The following is a 15,699-nucleotide window of genomic DNA, read 5'->3' on the forward strand; positions in this document are numbered from 1 at the left end:
CCGGCGCGCTAGAGCAGTTCGGCGTCGTGCACCAGCAGGGCCACCTGCACGCGGTTGTTCAGGTCGAGCTTGGCCAGCAGCCGGGAGACGTGCCCCTTGACCGTCGGCACGCTCATCGACAGCCGCGCGCTGATCTCGGCGTTGGACCAGCCCTCGCCCAGCGCCACCGCCACCTCGCGCTCCCGGTCGGTGAGCTTGGCCAGCTTGGCCCGGGCGCGATCGCGGCGTGGTCCGGCCAGCGGGTCGGCGACGTGGTCGATCAGTTGCCGGATGACCGCCGGCGACAGTGTTGCCGACCCGGCGGCGACCGTGCGCACCGCCTCGATGATGTCGAGCGGCGGGGTGTCCTTGAGCAGGAAACCGCTCGCACCGGCCCGCAAGGCGTCAAGCACATGCTCGTCGGCGTTGAACGTCGTCAGCACGATCACCTGCGGCGGCGCCGGCCGCGACCGCAGCCGCCGGGTGGCGACAAGTCCGTCCACTTTGGGCATCCGCAGGTCCATCAGCACGACATCGGGCCAGTGCGCGTCGGCCAGCGCGTCGACCTCGGTGCCGTCGCGACCCTCGGCGACCACCTCGATGTCGGGCGAGCCACCCATCAGAATCCGCAGACCGGCCCGCACGAGCGGATCGTCGTCGACGATGGCGAGCCGGATGACCGCCCGGGCCGCCGTCACGCCGGCCACGGCAGCCACGCCTCGGCTGGGGCCGCGGTCGTGCTCGGCCATGGCACCCACGACTCGACCCGCGCCGCGGTCGTGCTCGGCCGCGGCGGCCGCGCCTCGACCCGCGCCGCGGTCGTGCTCGGCCGGGGCGGCCGCGCCTCGACCCGCGCCGCGGTCGTGCTCGGCCGGGGCGGCCGCGCCTCGACCCGCGCCGCGGTCGTGCTCGGCCGGGGCGGCCGCGCCTCGACCCGCGCCGCGCTCGTGCTCGGCCGGGGCGGCCGCGCCTCGACCTGCGCCGCGGTCATGCGCGGCCACACCTCGGCTGGGGCTGCGGTCACGCCGGCCATGGCAGCCATGCCTCGACCCGGAAGCCCGCATCGTCGCGGCCGTGCTCGACCCGGCCGCCGACCAGCGCGACCCGCTCGCCAACGCCAACCAGACCCATGCCGGCGCTGGGGTCGGTGGGCGGGCGGACATCCGGCGGGCACGGGTTCGTGATCCGGACCCGGAGGTCGGCGCCCTCGGCCCCGTCGAGCAGCACCGCCACGGCGCTGCCGGGAGCGTGCTTGCGGGCGTTGGTCAGGCCCTCCTGCACGACCCGGTAGAGCGTGCGGCCGAGCACCACGGATGGGCCGGCCACCGGGACCAGGCAGGTGTAGGAAACAGTCATGCCGGTCGCCCGGGCGCACTCGACCAACTCCGGCAGGTCGGCCAGGCCGGGCTGCGGCGGCTCGGGCCGGCCCGCGGCGCCCTCGCGCAGGACACCGATCACGGTGCGCAACTCCTGAAGGGCGTCGTGGACGCTGGTGCGGATCGCCCCGGCCGCGATCGCGACCTCCTCCGGCCGCGCGTCGGTGCGCACCTCCAAAGCTCCGGCGTGCAGGCTGACCAGCGACATCCGGTGGGCGAGCACGTCGTGCATCTCCCGCGCGATGCGGGCCCGCTCGGTCAGCCGGGCCTGGTCGACCCGCAGGTGCTGCTCGGCCTCCAGCCGCGCCGCGCGTTCCCGCAGCGACCGGGTCAGCCGCCGGTTGCCCTGCACGAACAGGCCCCAGCCGATCGCCGCGGAACTCGGCCCGGCGCGGGCCACCAGGTCGACCCAGAGCGGGAACTCCGGCCGGTCGTGCAGCAGGAAGTAGACCGGCACGGCCGCGACGTAGGCGCCGGCGAGCAGCAGCGCGACCCTGGCCCGGCGATGCACCGCCACGGTGAAGAGCGCGACGATGGCCGCGCCCGTTGACAGCACCGACACCGCGGTCGCCGGGATCACCGCAGCGGTGACGCCGACCGGCCACCGGCGCCGGGCCAGCAGGCCGAGACAGCACGCGACGCCGATCGCGGCGTCGACCGGCCAGGGCACCGCGGCACCGGGTTTGGTCGCGTCGCCGATCGCCATCATCAACGCGCCGTAGGCCAGGGCGCAGCCGATCGCGACGGCATCGGCGAGCCGGTCGCGGGTCGTGGATCCGGGGCTGCCCGGCGGCTCGGGCACGAGCAGCGTGAAGGGCAGACCGGACATACGCCGAGGGTACGGCCCGCGCCCGCCGATGGGCAGCGCCGGAAGTCCGCATCGGACCCCTACCAAAGTCGCGGGACCGACCGGATCCAACGAACCCGGGCCGGCGCGACCTCGGGCCGATGTCCGCCGCCAACCGCGCACCCGATGCTCGAACCCATGACGAAGAAGGTCGCAGCCGCAGTGCTGATAGTGGGGTGGGGGATCGCCGCGGGCCTGTGGATGCCACGCGGTCCGCTCACCGGAGCACAAGCGCTCTGGTCGGTCGGGCTGAGCGCGGCGATAGGCGGCCTCGCGGGCTGGGCCAGCCGGTCGCGCTGGGCCATGCTGGTCGCGCCCGCCGCCTTCGTCGCCGCGCTGGAACTGGCGCGCTGGCCTGCCCACGGACCCTCCGTCGACGGCGTCCACCTCAGCACGTTCGGCATCGCGGCACTGGTCGCCGGTCGGGGCGTGCAGGGCGTGGTCTCGGTGCTGCCGATGGTGGTGGGCGCCGCGTACGGCGCCGCACGGGGCCGCCCACCCGGCCGGCGCATCTCGCGCTACCTGCGGCGCACCGGCGTCGCGGCGCTGGCCGCTCTCGTCGCCCTCGCCGCGGCCGCGGCGGCGGTCCCGGCCCGCACGGCGGCCATCCCCGGCGGCGTCGCCGAGCTGACCACCGTCGACGTCGGCGACTACCGGCTCGGCCTGATGATCCGCGGGCACGACACCTCCGCGCCGGTCCTGCTCTACGTGCCGGGCGCGCCGGGCGCCATGGAGATGGGCTCCGTGCGGCGCTACCTGGGCGCGCTCGAGGAGCAGTTCGTCGTCGTCACCCTGGACCGGCGTGGTGGCGGCAAGTCCTACGCCGCGCTCGACGGCAGCCCACCGGTGGGCCTGGAGAACGGGGTGGCCGACACGATCGCCGTCACCAACTACCTGCGGTCCAGGTTCGGGCAGGACCGGATCTACTTGATGGCCCACTCGGGCGGCTCGATTCTCGGCGCGCTCGCGGTGGCCCGGCACCCGGAGCTCTATCGGGCCTACGTCGGCGTGGGCCAGGCCGTCGACCTGCCCGAGACGGACCGCATCTTCTACGCCGACATCCTGGCGTGGGCCCGGGCCAACGGGAACACGTCGTTGGAGCGGACTCTCGTCGATCGCGGACCGCCGCCGTACCCCAACTTCTTTGATTATGAACCGATCATCACGAACACCACCGGGGTGTACGAATACGACCGCACTCGCAACGCCGAAGGGGAAGCCGGCCCGACGGGCAACCTCGACGTCCCGGAATACACGTTGCTGGAGAAGGCGCACACGCTCAACTCCATGATGGACACCTGGCAGGCGCAGTATCCCGACATGCAGGGTGTCGACCTGCGCACCGACGTGCCGCGGCTGAGCGTGCCGGTCTACTTCATGGAGGGTGCGCACGAGATGCGCGGCCTCGCGGAGCCGTTCGCGCAGTGGTACGCCATGCTCGACGCACCCACCAAGCGACTCGTCGTCTTCGAGACGTCGGGACACCGGCCGATGTTCGAGCAGCCGGACCGGTTCGTCGACGCGATGACCCAGCTGCGGGCGGAGACGGCCTAGACAGCGCGCTCCAGGTAGGCCAGCACGCCGGCGCCGTCGTCGGCGACGTGGACCAGGTCGCCGAGGGGCACGGGCAGGAAGCCCTCCTCGTCCATCCGCCGGAGCTGGGTGATCAGCCCGTCGTAGAAGCCCGCGGTGTTGAGCAGCACCACCGGCTTGTCGTGCAGGCCGTGCTTGCGCAGCTCGAGGACCTCGGTCGCCTCGTCGAGCGTGCCCAGGCCGCCGGCCAGCACCACGATCGCGTCGGCCCGGGCGAGCAGCAGGGCCTTCCGGGCGGCGAGATCCTTGGCGATCACCAACTCGTCGGTGTCGGGCCGGGCCAGCTCGCGCAGGATCTCCACCGAGATGCCGACGAGCTTGCCGCCGGACCCGCGTACCCCGTCGGCGACGACCTTCATGAGTCCCGTGTCGGAGCCGCCCCACACGAGGGTGTGGCCGCCCTTGCCGAGCAGCTCGCCGAACTCGCGCGCCGGGCGGGTGTAGCGCTCGTCGAGGTCGGCGGCCGAGAGGAAGACGCAGATGTTCATGGTGGAAAGTGTGCCCCGTGGCTACGGCATCACGTCACAGAGGATGTCGAGCGCGCCGGCCCACGCGTTGTCCAGCGGCGCCGCGTAGTTGATCACAAGCGCGTCCATCGCCGGTAGCTTCCAGCCGGAGTCGGCGGTCTCGTAGCGGAACTCGGCGATCCCGCTCACCTCCAGGCCGCGTGCGGCCGCCGCCGTGATGACCGACTGCTCGGTGCCGGGCGGCAGTTCGAGAACGACCTGGAGGCCGGCGGCCAGGCCGGTGACCTTGATGGCGGGCGCCCGGTCGGCCAGGGCGGTGACGAGTTGGTCGCGGCGGCGCCGGTAGCGCAGCCGCATCGCGCGGACGTGCCGGTCGTAGTCACCGGACGCGATGAACTCGGCCAGCGTCAACTGCTCCAGCGAGCTGGCCAGCCAGTCGAGATAGCCCTTGGCCGTGATGATCTCCGGAACCAGCCAGTCGGGGAGCACCATCCAGGCCAGCCGCAGCCCCGGCGCCAGCGACTTGCTGACGGTGCCGAAGTAGGCGATCCGGTCCGGATCTAGGCCCTGCAGCGCGCCCACCGGCTCACGGTCGTAGCGGAACTCGCCGTCGTAGTCGTCTTCCAGGATCAGCCCGCCGGTGGCGCGGGCCCAGTCGAGCACCGCCGCGCGCCGGGTCGGCGTCAGCGCGTGGCCGGTCGGGAACTGGTGCGCGGGGGTGATCAGCACCGCGCCCACGGTGGGCAGCCCGGCCAGGTCCTCGGTGCGCGCGCCGTGTTCGTCGACAAAGAGCGGTGGGATCCGCAGCCCGGCGTTGGACAGTTGCTCGCGGTAGATGTCCAGGCCGTAGGACTCGACGGCGACGGTGCGTACCCGCCGCGCTTTGAGGGCCTGAGCCATCAAACCCAGTGCGTGGTGGAAACCGGAGCTGATGACGATCCGTTCGGGGTCGGCGTAGACGCCGCGCGACCGGGCGAGATAGTCGGCGAGCGCGGTGCGCAACTCGATCCGGCCGTGCGCGTCGCCCAGCGCGAAGGCGTCGTGCGGTGCCGCCGTGATCGCCCGCCGAGCCGCTGCCAGCCATTGCTTGCGGGGGAACTGCGCGAGGTTCGGCGAACCGGTCAGCAGGCTGTAGGTGGGCCGTTGCCCGGCCAGTTTCGGCCGCACGAGCGCGGCGGGCGCCGCCCGGCGTGGCTCGACCCGGCGGGCCACCCGGGTGCCGGAACCCTGCTGTGCGGTCAGCCAGCCCTCGGCGATCAGTTCGGCGTAGGCGTTGGCCACCGTGTTGCGGGCGACGCCGAGGTCGGCGGCCAGGGTGCGCGACGAGGGCAGCCGAGTGCCGGGGGCCAGCCGCTTGCTGCGCACCGCGTCGCGCAGGGCATCGGTCAACCCCTCGCGCAGCTTTGGCCCGGCCAGGTCCAGATGCAGGTCGACACCGGTTTCGGCCGGCTCGTCGCCCGCCGAAGTGGCCCACGATTCCGCCATGGAAATGGACCATACTCCGGTGCCACCCGGTGCGTAGCGTTGCCTTCAGCGCGGAGAACAAAACATCCGAATTCGCCATTAAGTGGCGCGACTGCCTGGGAGGTCATGATGCGTATTTCGCTCCGCAGGCTCAATCCGGCAGGTGCCGCCGGCGAGTTCGTGCTCACCACGGTCCTGCTCTTCATCGCCGTCACGGTCATCCGCTGGCTCCGGCATCCCGAGTCCCCGCTGTTCATCTCCGATCTGGGCAGCGCCCTCGTGGTGATCGGCGTCGTCAGCGGCGCCGTGCTCACCGCGCTGATCCTCAGCCCGCTCGGCAAGCGCAGCGGCGGCCACATGAACCCGGCCGTCACCGTCACCCTGTGGCTGATGGACGCCTTCCCGGGCCGCCGGGTCGTGCCCTACGTGCTCGCGCAACTCGCGGGTTCCGTGGCCGGTGCCGGTCTCGCGCGGCTCGCCTGGGGGAGTGCGGTCTCGCACCCGATGGTCTCCTTCGGCGCGATCCGGCCCGCGGCCAGTTGGCAACCCGAGGCGGTCTTCCTCGCCGAAGCCGGCAGCATGGTCCTGTTCATGCTGGTCGTCGGGTTCTTCCTGGTCCGGCGGCGGCTGGCGGGCCTGCTGCCCTACCTGATCGGGCTCGGTGTCGGCCTGGTGATCGCGGTGTTCGGCCCGCTCAGCGGCGGCTCGATCAACCCGGCCCGCCAACTCGGCCCCGCCCTGCTCGCCGGGCAGACCACCGACCTGTGGATCTACCTGGTCGCGCCGATGCTCGGTGCGGTCGTCGGCTCCCTGATCCACCGCCGGCTCGTCCGGCGGACCCCACCGCGGCAGCACCCGTGCGCCGGACTCACCACCCGCGCGCCGGCGGCCTCGCGGTCATGAACAAGCGAAAGGACTGATTCCCATGCGTATCTTCGTTGCTGGCGCCACCGGCGTGGTCGGCCGGCTGCTCGTGCCCATGCTGCTCGAGTCGGGGCACCAGGTCACCGGAATGTCCCGCTCTTCGGGCGGCGCCGACCGGGTCCGCCGCCAGGGCGCCGACGCCGTCCAGGGCGACGTGCTCGACCGCGGCAGCCTGCGCGAAGCAGTGCTGGCCGCCGCCCCGGACGCGATCATCCACCAACTCACCGACCTGGCCGGTGCCGACGGTGAGGCGACCAACCGGCTTCGCGTCGAAGGCACCCGGAACCTGGTCGACGCGGCCAGGGCCGCCGGCACCGACCGGATCGTCATCCAGTCGGTTGGCTTCGGCTACGCGCCGGGCGACAAGCCGGCCGACGAGACCGAACCGCTCGACGTCGGTGCCGAACCGCCGCGCCGCGGACTGGTCGACGGCATCCGGGCGATGGAGGCCACGGCGTCCGAAGTGGACACCGCAGTGCTGCTGCGGTTCGGCATCCTCTACGGCCCGGGCACCTGGTATGCCCCGGGCGGCGCCGCCGCCGCGGTGCTGTCGGGTGACACCGGCGCGCCGTTCCTCGGCAGCCTGGTCGCCGACCAGTCGGTGACGTCGTTCCTGCACGTCGCGGACGCCGCCCGGGCCGCACGGGAGGCCCTCGGCTGGCCGGGCGGCGTGGTCAACATCGCCGACGACGACCCCGCCGAAGGCCGCGAGTGGGTGCCGGTCCTGGCCGCCGCGCTCGGCGTGCCCGCACCTCGACCCACATCCGGGCAGCTCGACTGGGCCCGCGGCGTGTCCAACAGCTTGGCGCGCTCGCGTGGGTGGGACCTGTCCTACCCGACCTGGCGCACCGGGTTCGCCACTCAAATGATCTAGCTGTTGTGCAGAGAGGCAAGACGATGAACCAACCCCTGATCGGCAAGGTAGCCCTGGTCACCGGTGGATCGCGCGGTCTCGGGGCCGCGACCGTCCGGATGCTGGCCGCGCAGGGCGCCGACGTCGCGTTCACCTATGTCAGTTCCGCCGCGAAGGCGCAGGCCGTGGTCGACGAGGTGTCGGCCCTGGGCGCCAAGGCCGTCGCCCTCCAGTCCGACCAGGCCGACACGAGCGGGGCACCGGCACTGATCGACGCGGTGGTCGCGCAGTTCGGCGGGCTGGACATCCTGGTCAACAACGCGGCGATCTCGCCGGAGCAGGGCCGCACGGTCGACGACCCGGACGCCGACACCGCCGCGCTCGACCGGATGCACGCCACCAACTACCTCGGCGTGATCGCCATCATCCGGGCCGCGTCGCGGGTGCTGCGGCCCAACGGCCGGATCATCACGGTCAGCTCGGGGCTCGGCACCCGGGTCGGCGTGCCGGGCCTGGCCGACTATTCGGCCACCAAGTCGGGGGTCGAGCGCTACACCATGGGCGTCGCCCGCGACCTCGGGCACCGCGGCATCACCGCCAACGTGGTCGAGGCCGGGCTGATGGAGAGCGGCACGGAGCCGCCGGATCCGGAGACCCTCAAGGCGATCGTCGGCGCGCTGTCGATCCAACGGATGGGGCACCCCGACGAGATCGCCGCCGCGATCGCGTTCCTGGCGAGCCCGGCCGCGTCCTACGTGACCGGCGCCGTGCTCGACGCGCACGGCGGCTACAACGCCTGAGGCGTACTCACGTATTTAGACCGATCAGGCTGTTCTGACCCCATCTCGCACAAGATGTGCGACATCGTCTCCCACCCGATGCGACCGTCTTGACGGCGGTTTGAGCGGGTGGGAGGCGAAATGGACGGGCCGGTTGGGGCCGAAATGTTGGCGGGTTCGGTCGATGAGCGCATGTTGCAGGAGGCCTACGGCACGTGGAGGCGGGTGCGGCGGCGTTGGTGGCAGCGCCGGCCGGCGGGGCGGTGAACGGGATGCGCAGCAATCTGTCAACGCTGCTCAAGGAGAGTTGGACACTGGTCGAGGACCGGCAGGACAAGGTGGCCGGCTATTTCTACGCCCGGTTGTTCCTGTCCTACCCGCACCTGCGGCACATGTTCCCGGTGCAGATGGACACCCAGCGGGCCCGGCTGCTCGGCGCGATCGTCACCGCGATCCAGCACTTCGACGATCCCGAGCGGGCCGACGAATACCTGCGCGCCCTCGGCCGCGACCACCGCAAGTTCGACGTGCAGCCCGAGCACTACACGATGGTCAAGTCCGCGCTGGTCGACGCGTTGCGCCAATACGCCGGCGAGCACTGGCGGCTGGAATACGAGCAGGCGTGGGGCGACGTCTACGACCACATCGCCAAGCGGATGATGGCCGGCGCCGAGGAGGAAGAAGGGCCGCCGTTCTGGTACGCCGACGTGGTCAGCCACGAGCGGCGCGGGCCCGACGTCGCCGTGTTCACCTGCCGGCCGCTGGAGCCGATGCCGTTCCGGGCCGGGCAATACGTCAGCATCGAGTGCGTCTACCAGCCCCGGCTCTGGCGCACCTACTCGATGGCCAACGCGCCGCGCGACGACGGCACGCTGGAGTTCCACATCCGCGCCGTCCGCGGCGGCCAGGTCTCCGGCGCGCTCGTCCGCCGGCTCAAGAAGGGCGACCTGCTCAAGATCGCCGCGCCGATGGGCGCCATGACGCTCGACCGCGACTCCCGCCGCGACATCGTCTGCGTGGCCGGCGGCACCGGGCTCGCGCCGGTCAAGGCGCTGATCGACGAACTGTCCCGCTACAACCGCACCCGGTTCGTGCACCTCTTCCGCGGCGTACGCCGGCGCGAGGACCTCTACGACGGCGAGGAACTCGACGACCTGGCCGCCCGGCACGCCTGGCTGACCCTCACCCGCACGGTCAGCGACGACCCGGCCTACCCGGACGCCGTCCACGGGGATGTCGAAGACGTGCTGGCCGACCACGGACCGTGGGACGACCACGACTTCTACGTCGCCGGCTCGCCGACCATGGTGACCTCGACGCTGACCACGCTCAACCGGCTACAGGTCCCGACGACCCGGATCAAATACGACGCGTTCAACTGAGCGCGGGTTCGCCCGCCCGCACGAGAGGAGAGTGCGCCAGCCCGACCGCGCCGAGGGAGATCAGCGCGCCGGCCACCGCGAGCCCGAGGAGCGCGGTGGGTGTCTCCGGCGGGGCGACCTTGAACGCGTAGACGCCCAGCAGGTAGCTGGCGACCGGGTTGGTGATCGACATGGCGGCGACGGCCGAGGCCAACGAACCGGCCGCGAACGCACCTTGCCCGAGGAGCAGGCCGCCCAGCGTGGAGGCGGCCAGGACATAGCCGGGCCAGTCGCGGGCGGTGGCCAGGACGCCGCGTACCAGCAGATCTTCGGTCGTGACCTTGATCATGGCGGCGCTCACGGCGAAGCAGATCCCGGCCGCGATCGCGAGCGTGGTCGCCCGCACCAGGGTGGGCATGCCGTCGCTGAACGGCAGGATCAGCAGCACGACTGCCGCGGCGACGATGCAGCCGAGCAGCAGGTGCAGCCGGTTGGCTTCGCCGTCGACCGGGGCGACGCCGCGCACGGCGAAGAAGGCCACGAGCCCGCCGCAGATCAGCGCGGCCGACAGCCAGTCGCGCCCGCTCGGCCGCCGCTGCCGCCAGGCGGCCGCCATCGGCAGGGCGAAGAGCAGTTGGGTGACCAGCAGCGGCTGGACCAGGGCGACCGACCCGAACCGAAGGGCGAGCGCCTGCGCGCCGAAGCCGACCAGGTTGGTTGACCAGCCGATCAGCCACAGCGGCTCGCGCACGAGTCGCCGGATGAGCCGCCACAGACCCACGAATACGGCTGTGCGCCGTGGCGGGCCATCCCCATCGACCACGGCAGGTGGGTGGCGGTGTGCCGCCCGCTGCTGCAGCGATGCCGCGGCGGCGAACAGGAACGCCGCCAGCAGGCCGAAGCCCACGGCAACAGTCACGATCATCCCCCGGCGCCACCGGATCGGTACGCGGCGCCGCCCGACTCTACGGTGCCGCGGTGCGCACCGACCACCTGGCCGCCCGTTGGTGGTCGATCGTCACAGCGACTGATGCCAATGGGACGCCAGGGGCAATCGGGACATTCTCACCACCTACCGCCACTTGCCCCGCTACTTTGTCTTCATCGCAGCAACGAGTGATTCCGTCTCGTGGCGGCCGCTGACCGTGCTGGGTCTGGCGCAGTTCCTGATGGTCCTCGACACGTCGGTGATGAACGTGTCGATCAGCCAACTCGTCGACGACTTCGACACCGACGTGACCGCGATCCAGTCCACGATCACGCTCTACACGCTGGTGATGGCCGCGTTCATGATCACCGGAGGGAAGCTCGGCGACCTCTGGGGGCGGCGCCGCGCGTTCACGATAGGCATGATCGTGTACGGCGTCGGCACGACGCTCACCGCCGTCGCGCCCAAGCTGTGGGTGTTGGTGCTCGGCTGGTCGGTCATCGAAGGGCTCGGCGCGGTCCTGGTGCTGCCGTCGCTGGCCGCGCTGGTCGGCGCCAACTACACCGGACGGTCGCGGGCCACCGCCTACGGGGTGATCGGCGGCGTCGCGGGCGCCGGCATCGCGGTCGGCCCGCTCCTCGGCGGCTGGGTCACCACCTATCTCACCTGGCGTCTGGTGTTCGCCGGCGAGGCCGTGCTGGTCGTGGTCATCCTCCTGCTCACGCCCTGGGTCCGCGACGTCGCCGGCGCGGCGCGGCGAACCCGGCTGGACGGTGTCGGTGCGGCACTCTCGGTCGCCGGCATGGCGCTGGTCGTGCTCGGTGTGTTGCAGAGCAGCACGTGGGGCTGGCTGGCACCGCGCAACACGCCCGTCGAGATCTTCGGCTTCGCACCGACCCTCTTCGTCGTGGCGGCGGGTGCCGCCCTGCTCGCGTGCTTCGTGGAGTGGGAGCGGCACCGGGAAACGGTCGGCCGGGTTCCGTTGGTCCGGCCGGAGTTGATGGCCGCGCCACCGTTGCGCGCCGGCCTCTCGATGCTGTTCGTGCAGAATCTCGTCCTGCTCGGCATCTTCTTCGCCATCCCGCTCTACGTGCAGGTCGTGCTCGGACTCAACGCTTTCGAGACGGGGCTCCGGCTGCTGCCGGCCTCGGTCGGAATGCTGGTCGCGGCTTTGGGCGGGTCGCTCCTCGGCCGGATCTCGGGCCCGCGCCGGATCGTCCGGGTCGCCGTCGTGATCGTGGTGGCCGCGGTGCTCTGGCTGGCGACCACCGTGCAGCCGAATCTCGACGAGGTTTCGTTCGCCCTGTCGATGGCGCTGCTCGGGATCGGCATGGGACTGCTCGCGTCGCAGTTGGGCTACGTGGTGCAGGGCAGCGTCGGCGACGACGCGCGCAGCGAGGTGGGCGCGCTGCAATACACCGCGCAGAACCTCGGGTCGTCGCTGGGCACCGCGCTGGTCGGCGCCGTGCTGATCGCCGCTCTGACCGGGACTTTCACCGACCGGATCGCCGCCGACCCGCGAATCTCGGACGCGGTCGAGCAGCAGGCCACGGTGCGGATCAACGCCGGGATCACGTTCGTCTCGACGACCGACCTGCGGACCGCGCTGGAGCGCACGACGGTGCCGCCGGCCGAGGTGGACGCGATCGTCGACGGCTATGCCGAGGCGCAGTTGCGCAGCCTCCGCGCGGCGCTGCTCGCGGCGGCCGTGTTCGCCGCGGCCGGGCTGCTCGCCACCCGCCGCCTACCGACGGGCGCCCCGAAGCCAACCACGGTCGCGTAGTGCCTAGTGCAGGGCCACCTTGAGGGCGACCACGACGAGCCCGAGGACACCGGAGAAGGCCGTCGCCGCCCACCGTAGCCAGCCGGTGAGGCCCGCGCTGCGGGCTGCCAGCCAGCCGAGCACCACCAGCAGCAGCACCGTGTAGGCGACGGCCGCGTCGAGGGCCGTCTCGTTGCTCGCGCCGGCCAGCCGGGCCAGCAGCAGCACGAGCAGCGGGGTGATCGAGGCCTGGATCATCGCCCAGCCCGCGGTCAGCACCCCGAGCACCTCGGCCCGGGTCACCGATGGCCGGCCGTCGCCGCGCGCGGCCAGGCCGAGCAACTCCGCATAGCGTTCGGCCAGCCAATAGACCAGTAGCGTGACCAACACCGTGGCGGCCACCCGGCCCGCCGGTTCCACCCCCGACGAGGCGAGGGTCGCCGCGCAGATGACCGTCCCGTAGATGCCCGCCGGCACCCACGGCGCGGCGACCCACATCCGGTCTCGGCCCATCGGCACCGATTATCGCCGGTCAAACCGACCCAAGCGGACAAATGCCAACAGCGCTACAACCGGGCGTGCTCCAGCCACAGCTTCGCGAGCAACTCGTGGCCCCACGCGCTCGGGTGGATGCCGTCTGGTGCGACGTCGGCCGCCGCACCCGCGGCCGCCAGGGCCGTGTCCGCCGGCACCAGCACGGCGCCGAACTCCGCCGCCAGGGCGCGCACCACCGCCACCTTCGGGTCCAGATCTTCGCGCCAGGCCACCTGCTCGTCCCGCACGGGAAGGAGGAAAGGCTCGATCAGCACGATCCGGACCCCGGCCAGCGAGGTGAGCAGCGCGCGGTAGTTGGACTCGAACTCCGCCGCCGTCGTGACCGTCCCGCTGTCATAGCGCCGCCAGGTGTCGTTGATCCCGACCAGCACGCTTACCAGCGAAGGCTGCTCGGCCAGCACGTCGGTCTTCCACCGATCGCGCAGGTCCCGCGCGCTGTTGCCGCTGATGCCGACGTTGACCACCCGGGCCGCGCCGCCCAGCGCGTCGGCGACCAGCCGGACGTAGCCGTCGCCGAGGCCGGCCGGGTCAGCGCGCCGGTCGCAGTCGGTGATGCTGTCGCCGGCGAAGACGATGGTGTTCATGGGATCCTCTCGATGTCGATCAGCATGGCCTGCTGCGGGTTGAGCGTGGGTAGCGGCACCCCGGTCCCGGCCAGCACGGCGCCCGACAGTTCTACCGGGCCGCGGGTCGCGCGGGCGACCCACTCCGGGTCGTGCCCCTGGTGCCGGCTGGCGGCGCCGAGTTCCTCGCGGATCGTGACCCGGTAGCGGCTGGCGCGGTCGAGGCCCGGGAAGCGCACCCGCCCGGACTGGCCGGCCGCCGAGGTCTGAAACCGCAGCCAGGTGAACAGCGCCCGCGAACCGTCCTGGGCGACCGTCCCGTAGAGCGCGGTCGCGTCGTCGGCCACGTCGGCGTTGACCACCCGGCCGGTGTGCAGCAGCGGCCGCACCTCGCGGTAGAGCGCGGACCACGCCGCGATCGTCGCCAGGTCGGCGTCGCTGGTCAAGGTCAGGTCCTGTTCGATGCCCGCGTGCGCGGTCAGCGACGCGACCAGCCGAAAAGACAGGTCGGTGGTCCGGGAGGTGGTGTGCGCACGGTCCGCGCCAAGATGCGACCCCACCAGCTCCGGGGGTACGAGCACCCGCGTCCACCGCTCGATCCGCACCCGCTCGACCGGGTCGTTGCAGTCGGAGGCCCAGACCCGGTCGGTGCGGTCGAGGATGCCGAGGTCGACCCGCCCGCCGCCGCCCGAGCACGACTCGATCTCGAGCGCCGGGTGCCGGGCGCGCAACTCGTCGAGCAGCCGGTAGAGCGCCACCGTCTGGCGCCGCACGCTCGGCCGTTCGCCGCTGACCGCCTCGAGCAGGTCACGGTTGTGGTCCCACTTGAGATAGTCGATCTCGTGGGTTCGGACCAGGTCGGAGATCCGTTCCAGCAGGTAGTCGTAGGCCGCCGGGCGGGCGATGTCGAGCACGTACTGTCCCCGCGCGCTCGGCCCGAGCCCGGCCGCCGGCCCGAGGATCCAGTCCGGGTGGGCGCGGGCCAGTTCCGAGTCGAGGTTGACCATCTCGGGCTCGAACCAGAGCCCGAACTGCATCCCGTGCGACCGCACCACCTTGACGAACGGGTCGAGCCCGGCCGGCCAGACGTCGGAGTCGACGAACCAGTCGCCCAGCCCGGCGTCGGCGTCGCGGCGCCGGTGGAACCAGCCGTCGTCGAGCACGATCCGCTCGACGCCGACCGCCGCGGCCCGCTCGGCCAGCCGGGTCAGCCGGTCGAGGTCGTGGTCGAAGTAGACCGCCTCCCAGGTGTTCAGCACGAGCGGCCGTGGGGTGCGCGGATGGCTCGGCCGGGCGCGCAGCCGGCGGTGCAGCCGGTCGGCGACCCCGTCGGTGCCGGCGTCGGACCAGACGAACAGCACCGGCGGCGCCTCGTAGCGCTCGCCGTCCGCGAGGATGACCTCGCCCGAGCGCAGTGACTCGCCCGCGCCGAGGACGGCCGCGAACGTGCCGGCACCCTCCGGGAGGCGCTCGGCCAGGTAGCGCTGCTCGCCGCTCCAGGCCAGGTGCGCGGCCCAGACCTCGCCGTGGCCGAAGCCGAACGACGCCGTGCCGGCCACCAGCAGGTAGGGGGAGTCGTGCCCGGGCTTGCCCCGCCGGGTCGCCCGCAAGTGGGTGCCGAAGCCGAACGGCGCCCGCTGCGGAGCCCTTTCCCGGCACCATTTCCCGGTGAAGTCGAGCAGTTCGACGGCCCGCTCCGGCACCGGCAGCAGTGCCAACAGACCATCCACAGTGTACGGAGCAGCGCCGGGATTGAGCCCCAGGTCCCGCACCACGCTCATCGTCACCGCGAGCACCCCGAACCGGTCGAGTTCGTAGACCACGGCCGACCGGAGCGCGCTGACCCGGTCGACGAAGCGGAACTCGATCCGCCCACCGACACCGTCATCCGGCACGTCGATCGACCGCGCCGCCAACTCGGGCCGCGGCGTCGTGCCGAAGCCGGCCGCGTTGCCCGACTGCGCGGGCGTGCCGGACCAGCCGTCGCGTTCGGTCGGCCAGACCGACAGCACCCGGGGCACGTCGGGCGAGTTGTTGAGCACGGCGGGTGCGGCGGTGAGCCGAAGATCGTCGTCCCAGCCGGGCCCCGGGTCCGCGCCCCAATGCAGCACCCGGGGAACGGGATGGCCCACCTCGACGATGAAGGCGGTGCCTCCGGCCCGCAGGGCGAAGACCTCGGAAAGCATGTGTCGCAGCCTCCGTGAACGTTACGACAGGGTTACTTGACGGCGTTAATTAACCATGCTTA

General features: G+C 72.2%; 15 protein-coding genes. 6 read left to right on the top strand and 9 right to left on the bottom strand.

Features of this window, described 5'->3' with window-relative positions; genetic code table 11:
* Positions 1–8: 8 nt before the first annotated feature.
* The 3 genes from DFJ67_RS30130 to DFJ67_RS30140 are packed head-to-tail and all read right to left on the bottom strand — an operon-like array spanning position 9 to position 2,184.
* Complete coding sequence (locus DFJ67_RS30130) at positions 9–728, bottom strand: response regulator (RefSeq protein WP_116071279.1); 720 nt, start codon at positions 726–728, stop codon at positions 9–11.
* The gene (locus DFJ67_RS30135; protein ID WP_147315660.1) at positions 674–1,003 is read right to left on the bottom strand and encodes a hypothetical protein; all 330 of its coding nucleotides are present in this window, start codon (positions 1,001–1,003) and stop codon (positions 674–676) included. Before DFJ67_RS30135 ends, DFJ67_RS30130 begins: the two co-directional genes overlap by 55 nt.
* Complete coding sequence (locus DFJ67_RS30140) at positions 1,000–2,184, bottom strand: sensor histidine kinase (protein WP_239096993.1); 1,185 nt, start codon at positions 2,182–2,184, stop codon at positions 1,000–1,002. The genes DFJ67_RS30135 and DFJ67_RS30140 overlap by 4 nt, the downstream gene beginning before the upstream one ends.
* 156 nt (positions 2,185–2,340) lie before the next feature.
* Between DFJ67_RS30140 and DFJ67_RS30145 the strand changes: the two genes are divergently transcribed.
* The gene (locus tag DFJ67_RS30145; protein WP_116076806.1) at positions 2,341–3,756 is read left to right on the top strand and encodes an alpha/beta fold hydrolase; all 1,416 of its coding nucleotides are present in this window, start codon (positions 2,341–2,343) and stop codon (positions 3,754–3,756) included.
* On the opposite strand, the gene DFJ67_RS30150 is transcribed toward DFJ67_RS30145, so the two are convergent.
* Both DFJ67_RS30150 and pdxR read right to left on the bottom strand, forming a co-directional pair.
* Positions 3,753–4,283 (bottom strand): LOG family protein, encoded by a 531-nt coding sequence (locus DFJ67_RS30150; protein ID WP_116071283.1) that lies wholly within the window; start codon positions 4,281–4,283, stop codon positions 3,753–3,755. The genes DFJ67_RS30145 and DFJ67_RS30150 overlap by 4 nt on opposite strands.
* Positions 4,284–4,304: 21 nt before the next feature.
* Positions 4,305–5,747 carry a MocR-like pyridoxine biosynthesis transcription factor PdxR gene (gene pdxR / locus DFJ67_RS30155; protein ID WP_116071285.1) on the bottom strand — a complete coding sequence of 481 codons (1,443 nt, stop codon included), beginning with the start codon at positions 5,745–5,747 and terminating at the stop codon, positions 4,305–4,307.
* Positions 5,748–5,855: 108 nt separating this feature from the next.
* Here pdxR and DFJ67_RS30160 point away from each other — a divergent pair, with 108 nt between their 5' ends.
* The 4 genes from DFJ67_RS30160 to DFJ67_RS30175 all read left to right on the top strand — a co-directional run bounded on the left by DFJ67_RS30160 (position 5,856) and on the right by DFJ67_RS30175 (position 9,664).
* Entirely contained in the window at positions 5,856–6,629 is a 774-nt protein-coding gene (locus DFJ67_RS30160) for an MIP/aquaporin family protein (RefSeq protein ID WP_116076807.1), read from the top strand.
* A gap of 22 nt (positions 6,630–6,651) precedes the next feature.
* Positions 6,652–7,524 (top strand): NAD-dependent epimerase/dehydratase family protein, encoded by an 873-nt coding sequence (locus DFJ67_RS30165; RefSeq protein WP_116071287.1) that lies wholly within the window; start codon positions 6,652–6,654, stop codon positions 7,522–7,524.
* A 23-nt stretch (positions 7,525–7,547) separates the two neighbouring features.
* Entirely contained in the window at positions 7,548–8,303 is a 756-nt protein-coding gene (locus DFJ67_RS30170; RefSeq protein ID WP_116071289.1) for an SDR family NAD(P)-dependent oxidoreductase, read from the top strand.
* A gap of 251 nt (positions 8,304–8,554) precedes the next feature.
* A complete protein-coding gene (locus DFJ67_RS30175) occupies positions 8,555–9,664 on the top strand; it encodes a globin domain-containing protein (protein WP_116076808.1) in 1,110 nt (369 codons plus the stop codon).
* Here the strand turns inward: DFJ67_RS30175 and DFJ67_RS30180 are convergent.
* The gene (locus tag DFJ67_RS30180) at positions 9,657–10,562 is read right to left on the bottom strand and encodes a DMT family transporter (protein ID WP_203783178.1); all 906 of its coding nucleotides are present in this window, start codon (positions 10,560–10,562) and stop codon (positions 9,657–9,659) included. The genes DFJ67_RS30175 and DFJ67_RS30180 overlap by 8 nt on opposite strands.
* A 163-nt stretch (positions 10,563–10,725) precedes the next feature.
* On the opposite strand from DFJ67_RS30180, the gene DFJ67_RS30185 reads away from it, so the two are divergent.
* Entirely contained in the window at positions 10,726–12,354 is a 1,629-nt protein-coding gene (locus DFJ67_RS30185; protein ID WP_203783176.1) for an MFS transporter, read from the top strand.
* A gap of 3 nt (positions 12,355–12,357) precedes the next feature.
* On the opposite strand, the gene DFJ67_RS30190 is transcribed toward DFJ67_RS30185, so the two are convergent.
* From DFJ67_RS30190 to DFJ67_RS30200, 3 genes are read right to left on the bottom strand one after another with little or no spacing between them, the layout of a single operon-like run.
* Positions 12,358–12,846, bottom strand: a complete 489-nt coding sequence (locus DFJ67_RS30190; RefSeq protein ID WP_147315661.1) for a hypothetical protein — start codon at positions 12,844–12,846, stop codon at positions 12,358–12,360.
* Positions 12,847–12,899: 53 nt separating this feature from the next.
* Positions 12,900–13,472 carry an SGNH/GDSL hydrolase family protein gene (locus DFJ67_RS30195; protein ID WP_116071295.1) on the bottom strand — a complete coding sequence of 191 codons (573 nt, stop codon included), beginning with the start codon at positions 13,470–13,472 and terminating at the stop codon, positions 12,900–12,902.
* Positions 13,469–15,637 carry an alpha-galactosidase gene (locus DFJ67_RS30200; protein WP_116071297.1) on the bottom strand — a complete coding sequence of 723 codons (2,169 nt, stop codon included), beginning with the start codon at positions 15,635–15,637 and terminating at the stop codon, positions 13,469–13,471. Before DFJ67_RS30200 ends, DFJ67_RS30195 begins: the two co-directional genes overlap by 4 nt.
* Positions 15,638–15,699 lie beyond the last annotated feature (62 nt).

Source organism: Asanoa ferruginea (genome assembly GCF_003387075.1).
GTDB classification, from domain to species: domain Bacteria; phylum Actinomycetota; class Actinomycetes; order Mycobacteriales; family Micromonosporaceae; genus Asanoa; species Asanoa ferruginea.

What these genes read in the sequence shown, in the direction of transcription:
- DFJ67_RS30130 (WP_116071279.1), bottom strand. Translation starts at nt 728, where the DNA reads ATGGCCGAGCACGACCGCGGCCCCAGCCGAGGCGTGGCTGCCGTGGCC.
- DFJ67_RS30140 (WP_239096993.1), bottom strand. Translation starts at nt 2,184, where the DNA reads ATGTCCGGTCTGCCCTTCACGCTGCTCGTGCCCGAGCCGCCGGGCAGC.
- DFJ67_RS30145 (WP_116076806.1), top strand. Translation starts at nt 2,341, where the DNA reads ATGACGAAGAAGGTCGCAGCCGCAGTGCTGATAGTGGGGTGGGGGATC.
- DFJ67_RS30150 (WP_116071283.1), bottom strand. Translation starts at nt 4,283, where the DNA reads ATGAACATCTGCGTCTTCCTCTCGGCCGCCGACCTCGACGAGCGCTAC.
- pdxR (WP_116071285.1), bottom strand. Translation starts at nt 5,747, where the DNA reads ATGGCGGAATCGTGGGCCACTTCGGCGGGCGACGAGCCGGCCGAAACC.
- DFJ67_RS30160 (WP_116076807.1), top strand. Translation starts at nt 5,856, where the DNA reads ATGCGTATTTCGCTCCGCAGGCTCAATCCGGCAGGTGCCGCCGGCGAG.
- DFJ67_RS30165 (WP_116071287.1), top strand. Translation starts at nt 6,652, where the DNA reads ATGCGTATCTTCGTTGCTGGCGCCACCGGCGTGGTCGGCCGGCTGCTC.
- DFJ67_RS30170 (WP_116071289.1), top strand. Translation starts at nt 7,548, where the DNA reads ATGAACCAACCCCTGATCGGCAAGGTAGCCCTGGTCACCGGTGGATCG.
- DFJ67_RS30175 (WP_116076808.1), top strand. Translation starts at nt 8,555, where the DNA reads ATGCGCAGCAATCTGTCAACGCTGCTCAAGGAGAGTTGGACACTGGTC.
- DFJ67_RS30190 (WP_147315661.1), bottom strand. Translation starts at nt 12,846, where the DNA reads ATGGGCCGAGACCGGATGTGGGTCGCCGCGCCGTGGGTGCCGGCGGGC.
- DFJ67_RS30195 (WP_116071295.1), bottom strand. Translation starts at nt 13,472, where the DNA reads ATGAACACCATCGTCTTCGCCGGCGACAGCATCACCGACTGCGACCGG.
- DFJ67_RS30200 (WP_116071297.1), bottom strand. Translation starts at nt 15,637, where the DNA reads ATGCTTTCCGAGGTCTTCGCCCTGCGGGCCGGAGGCACCGCCTTCATC.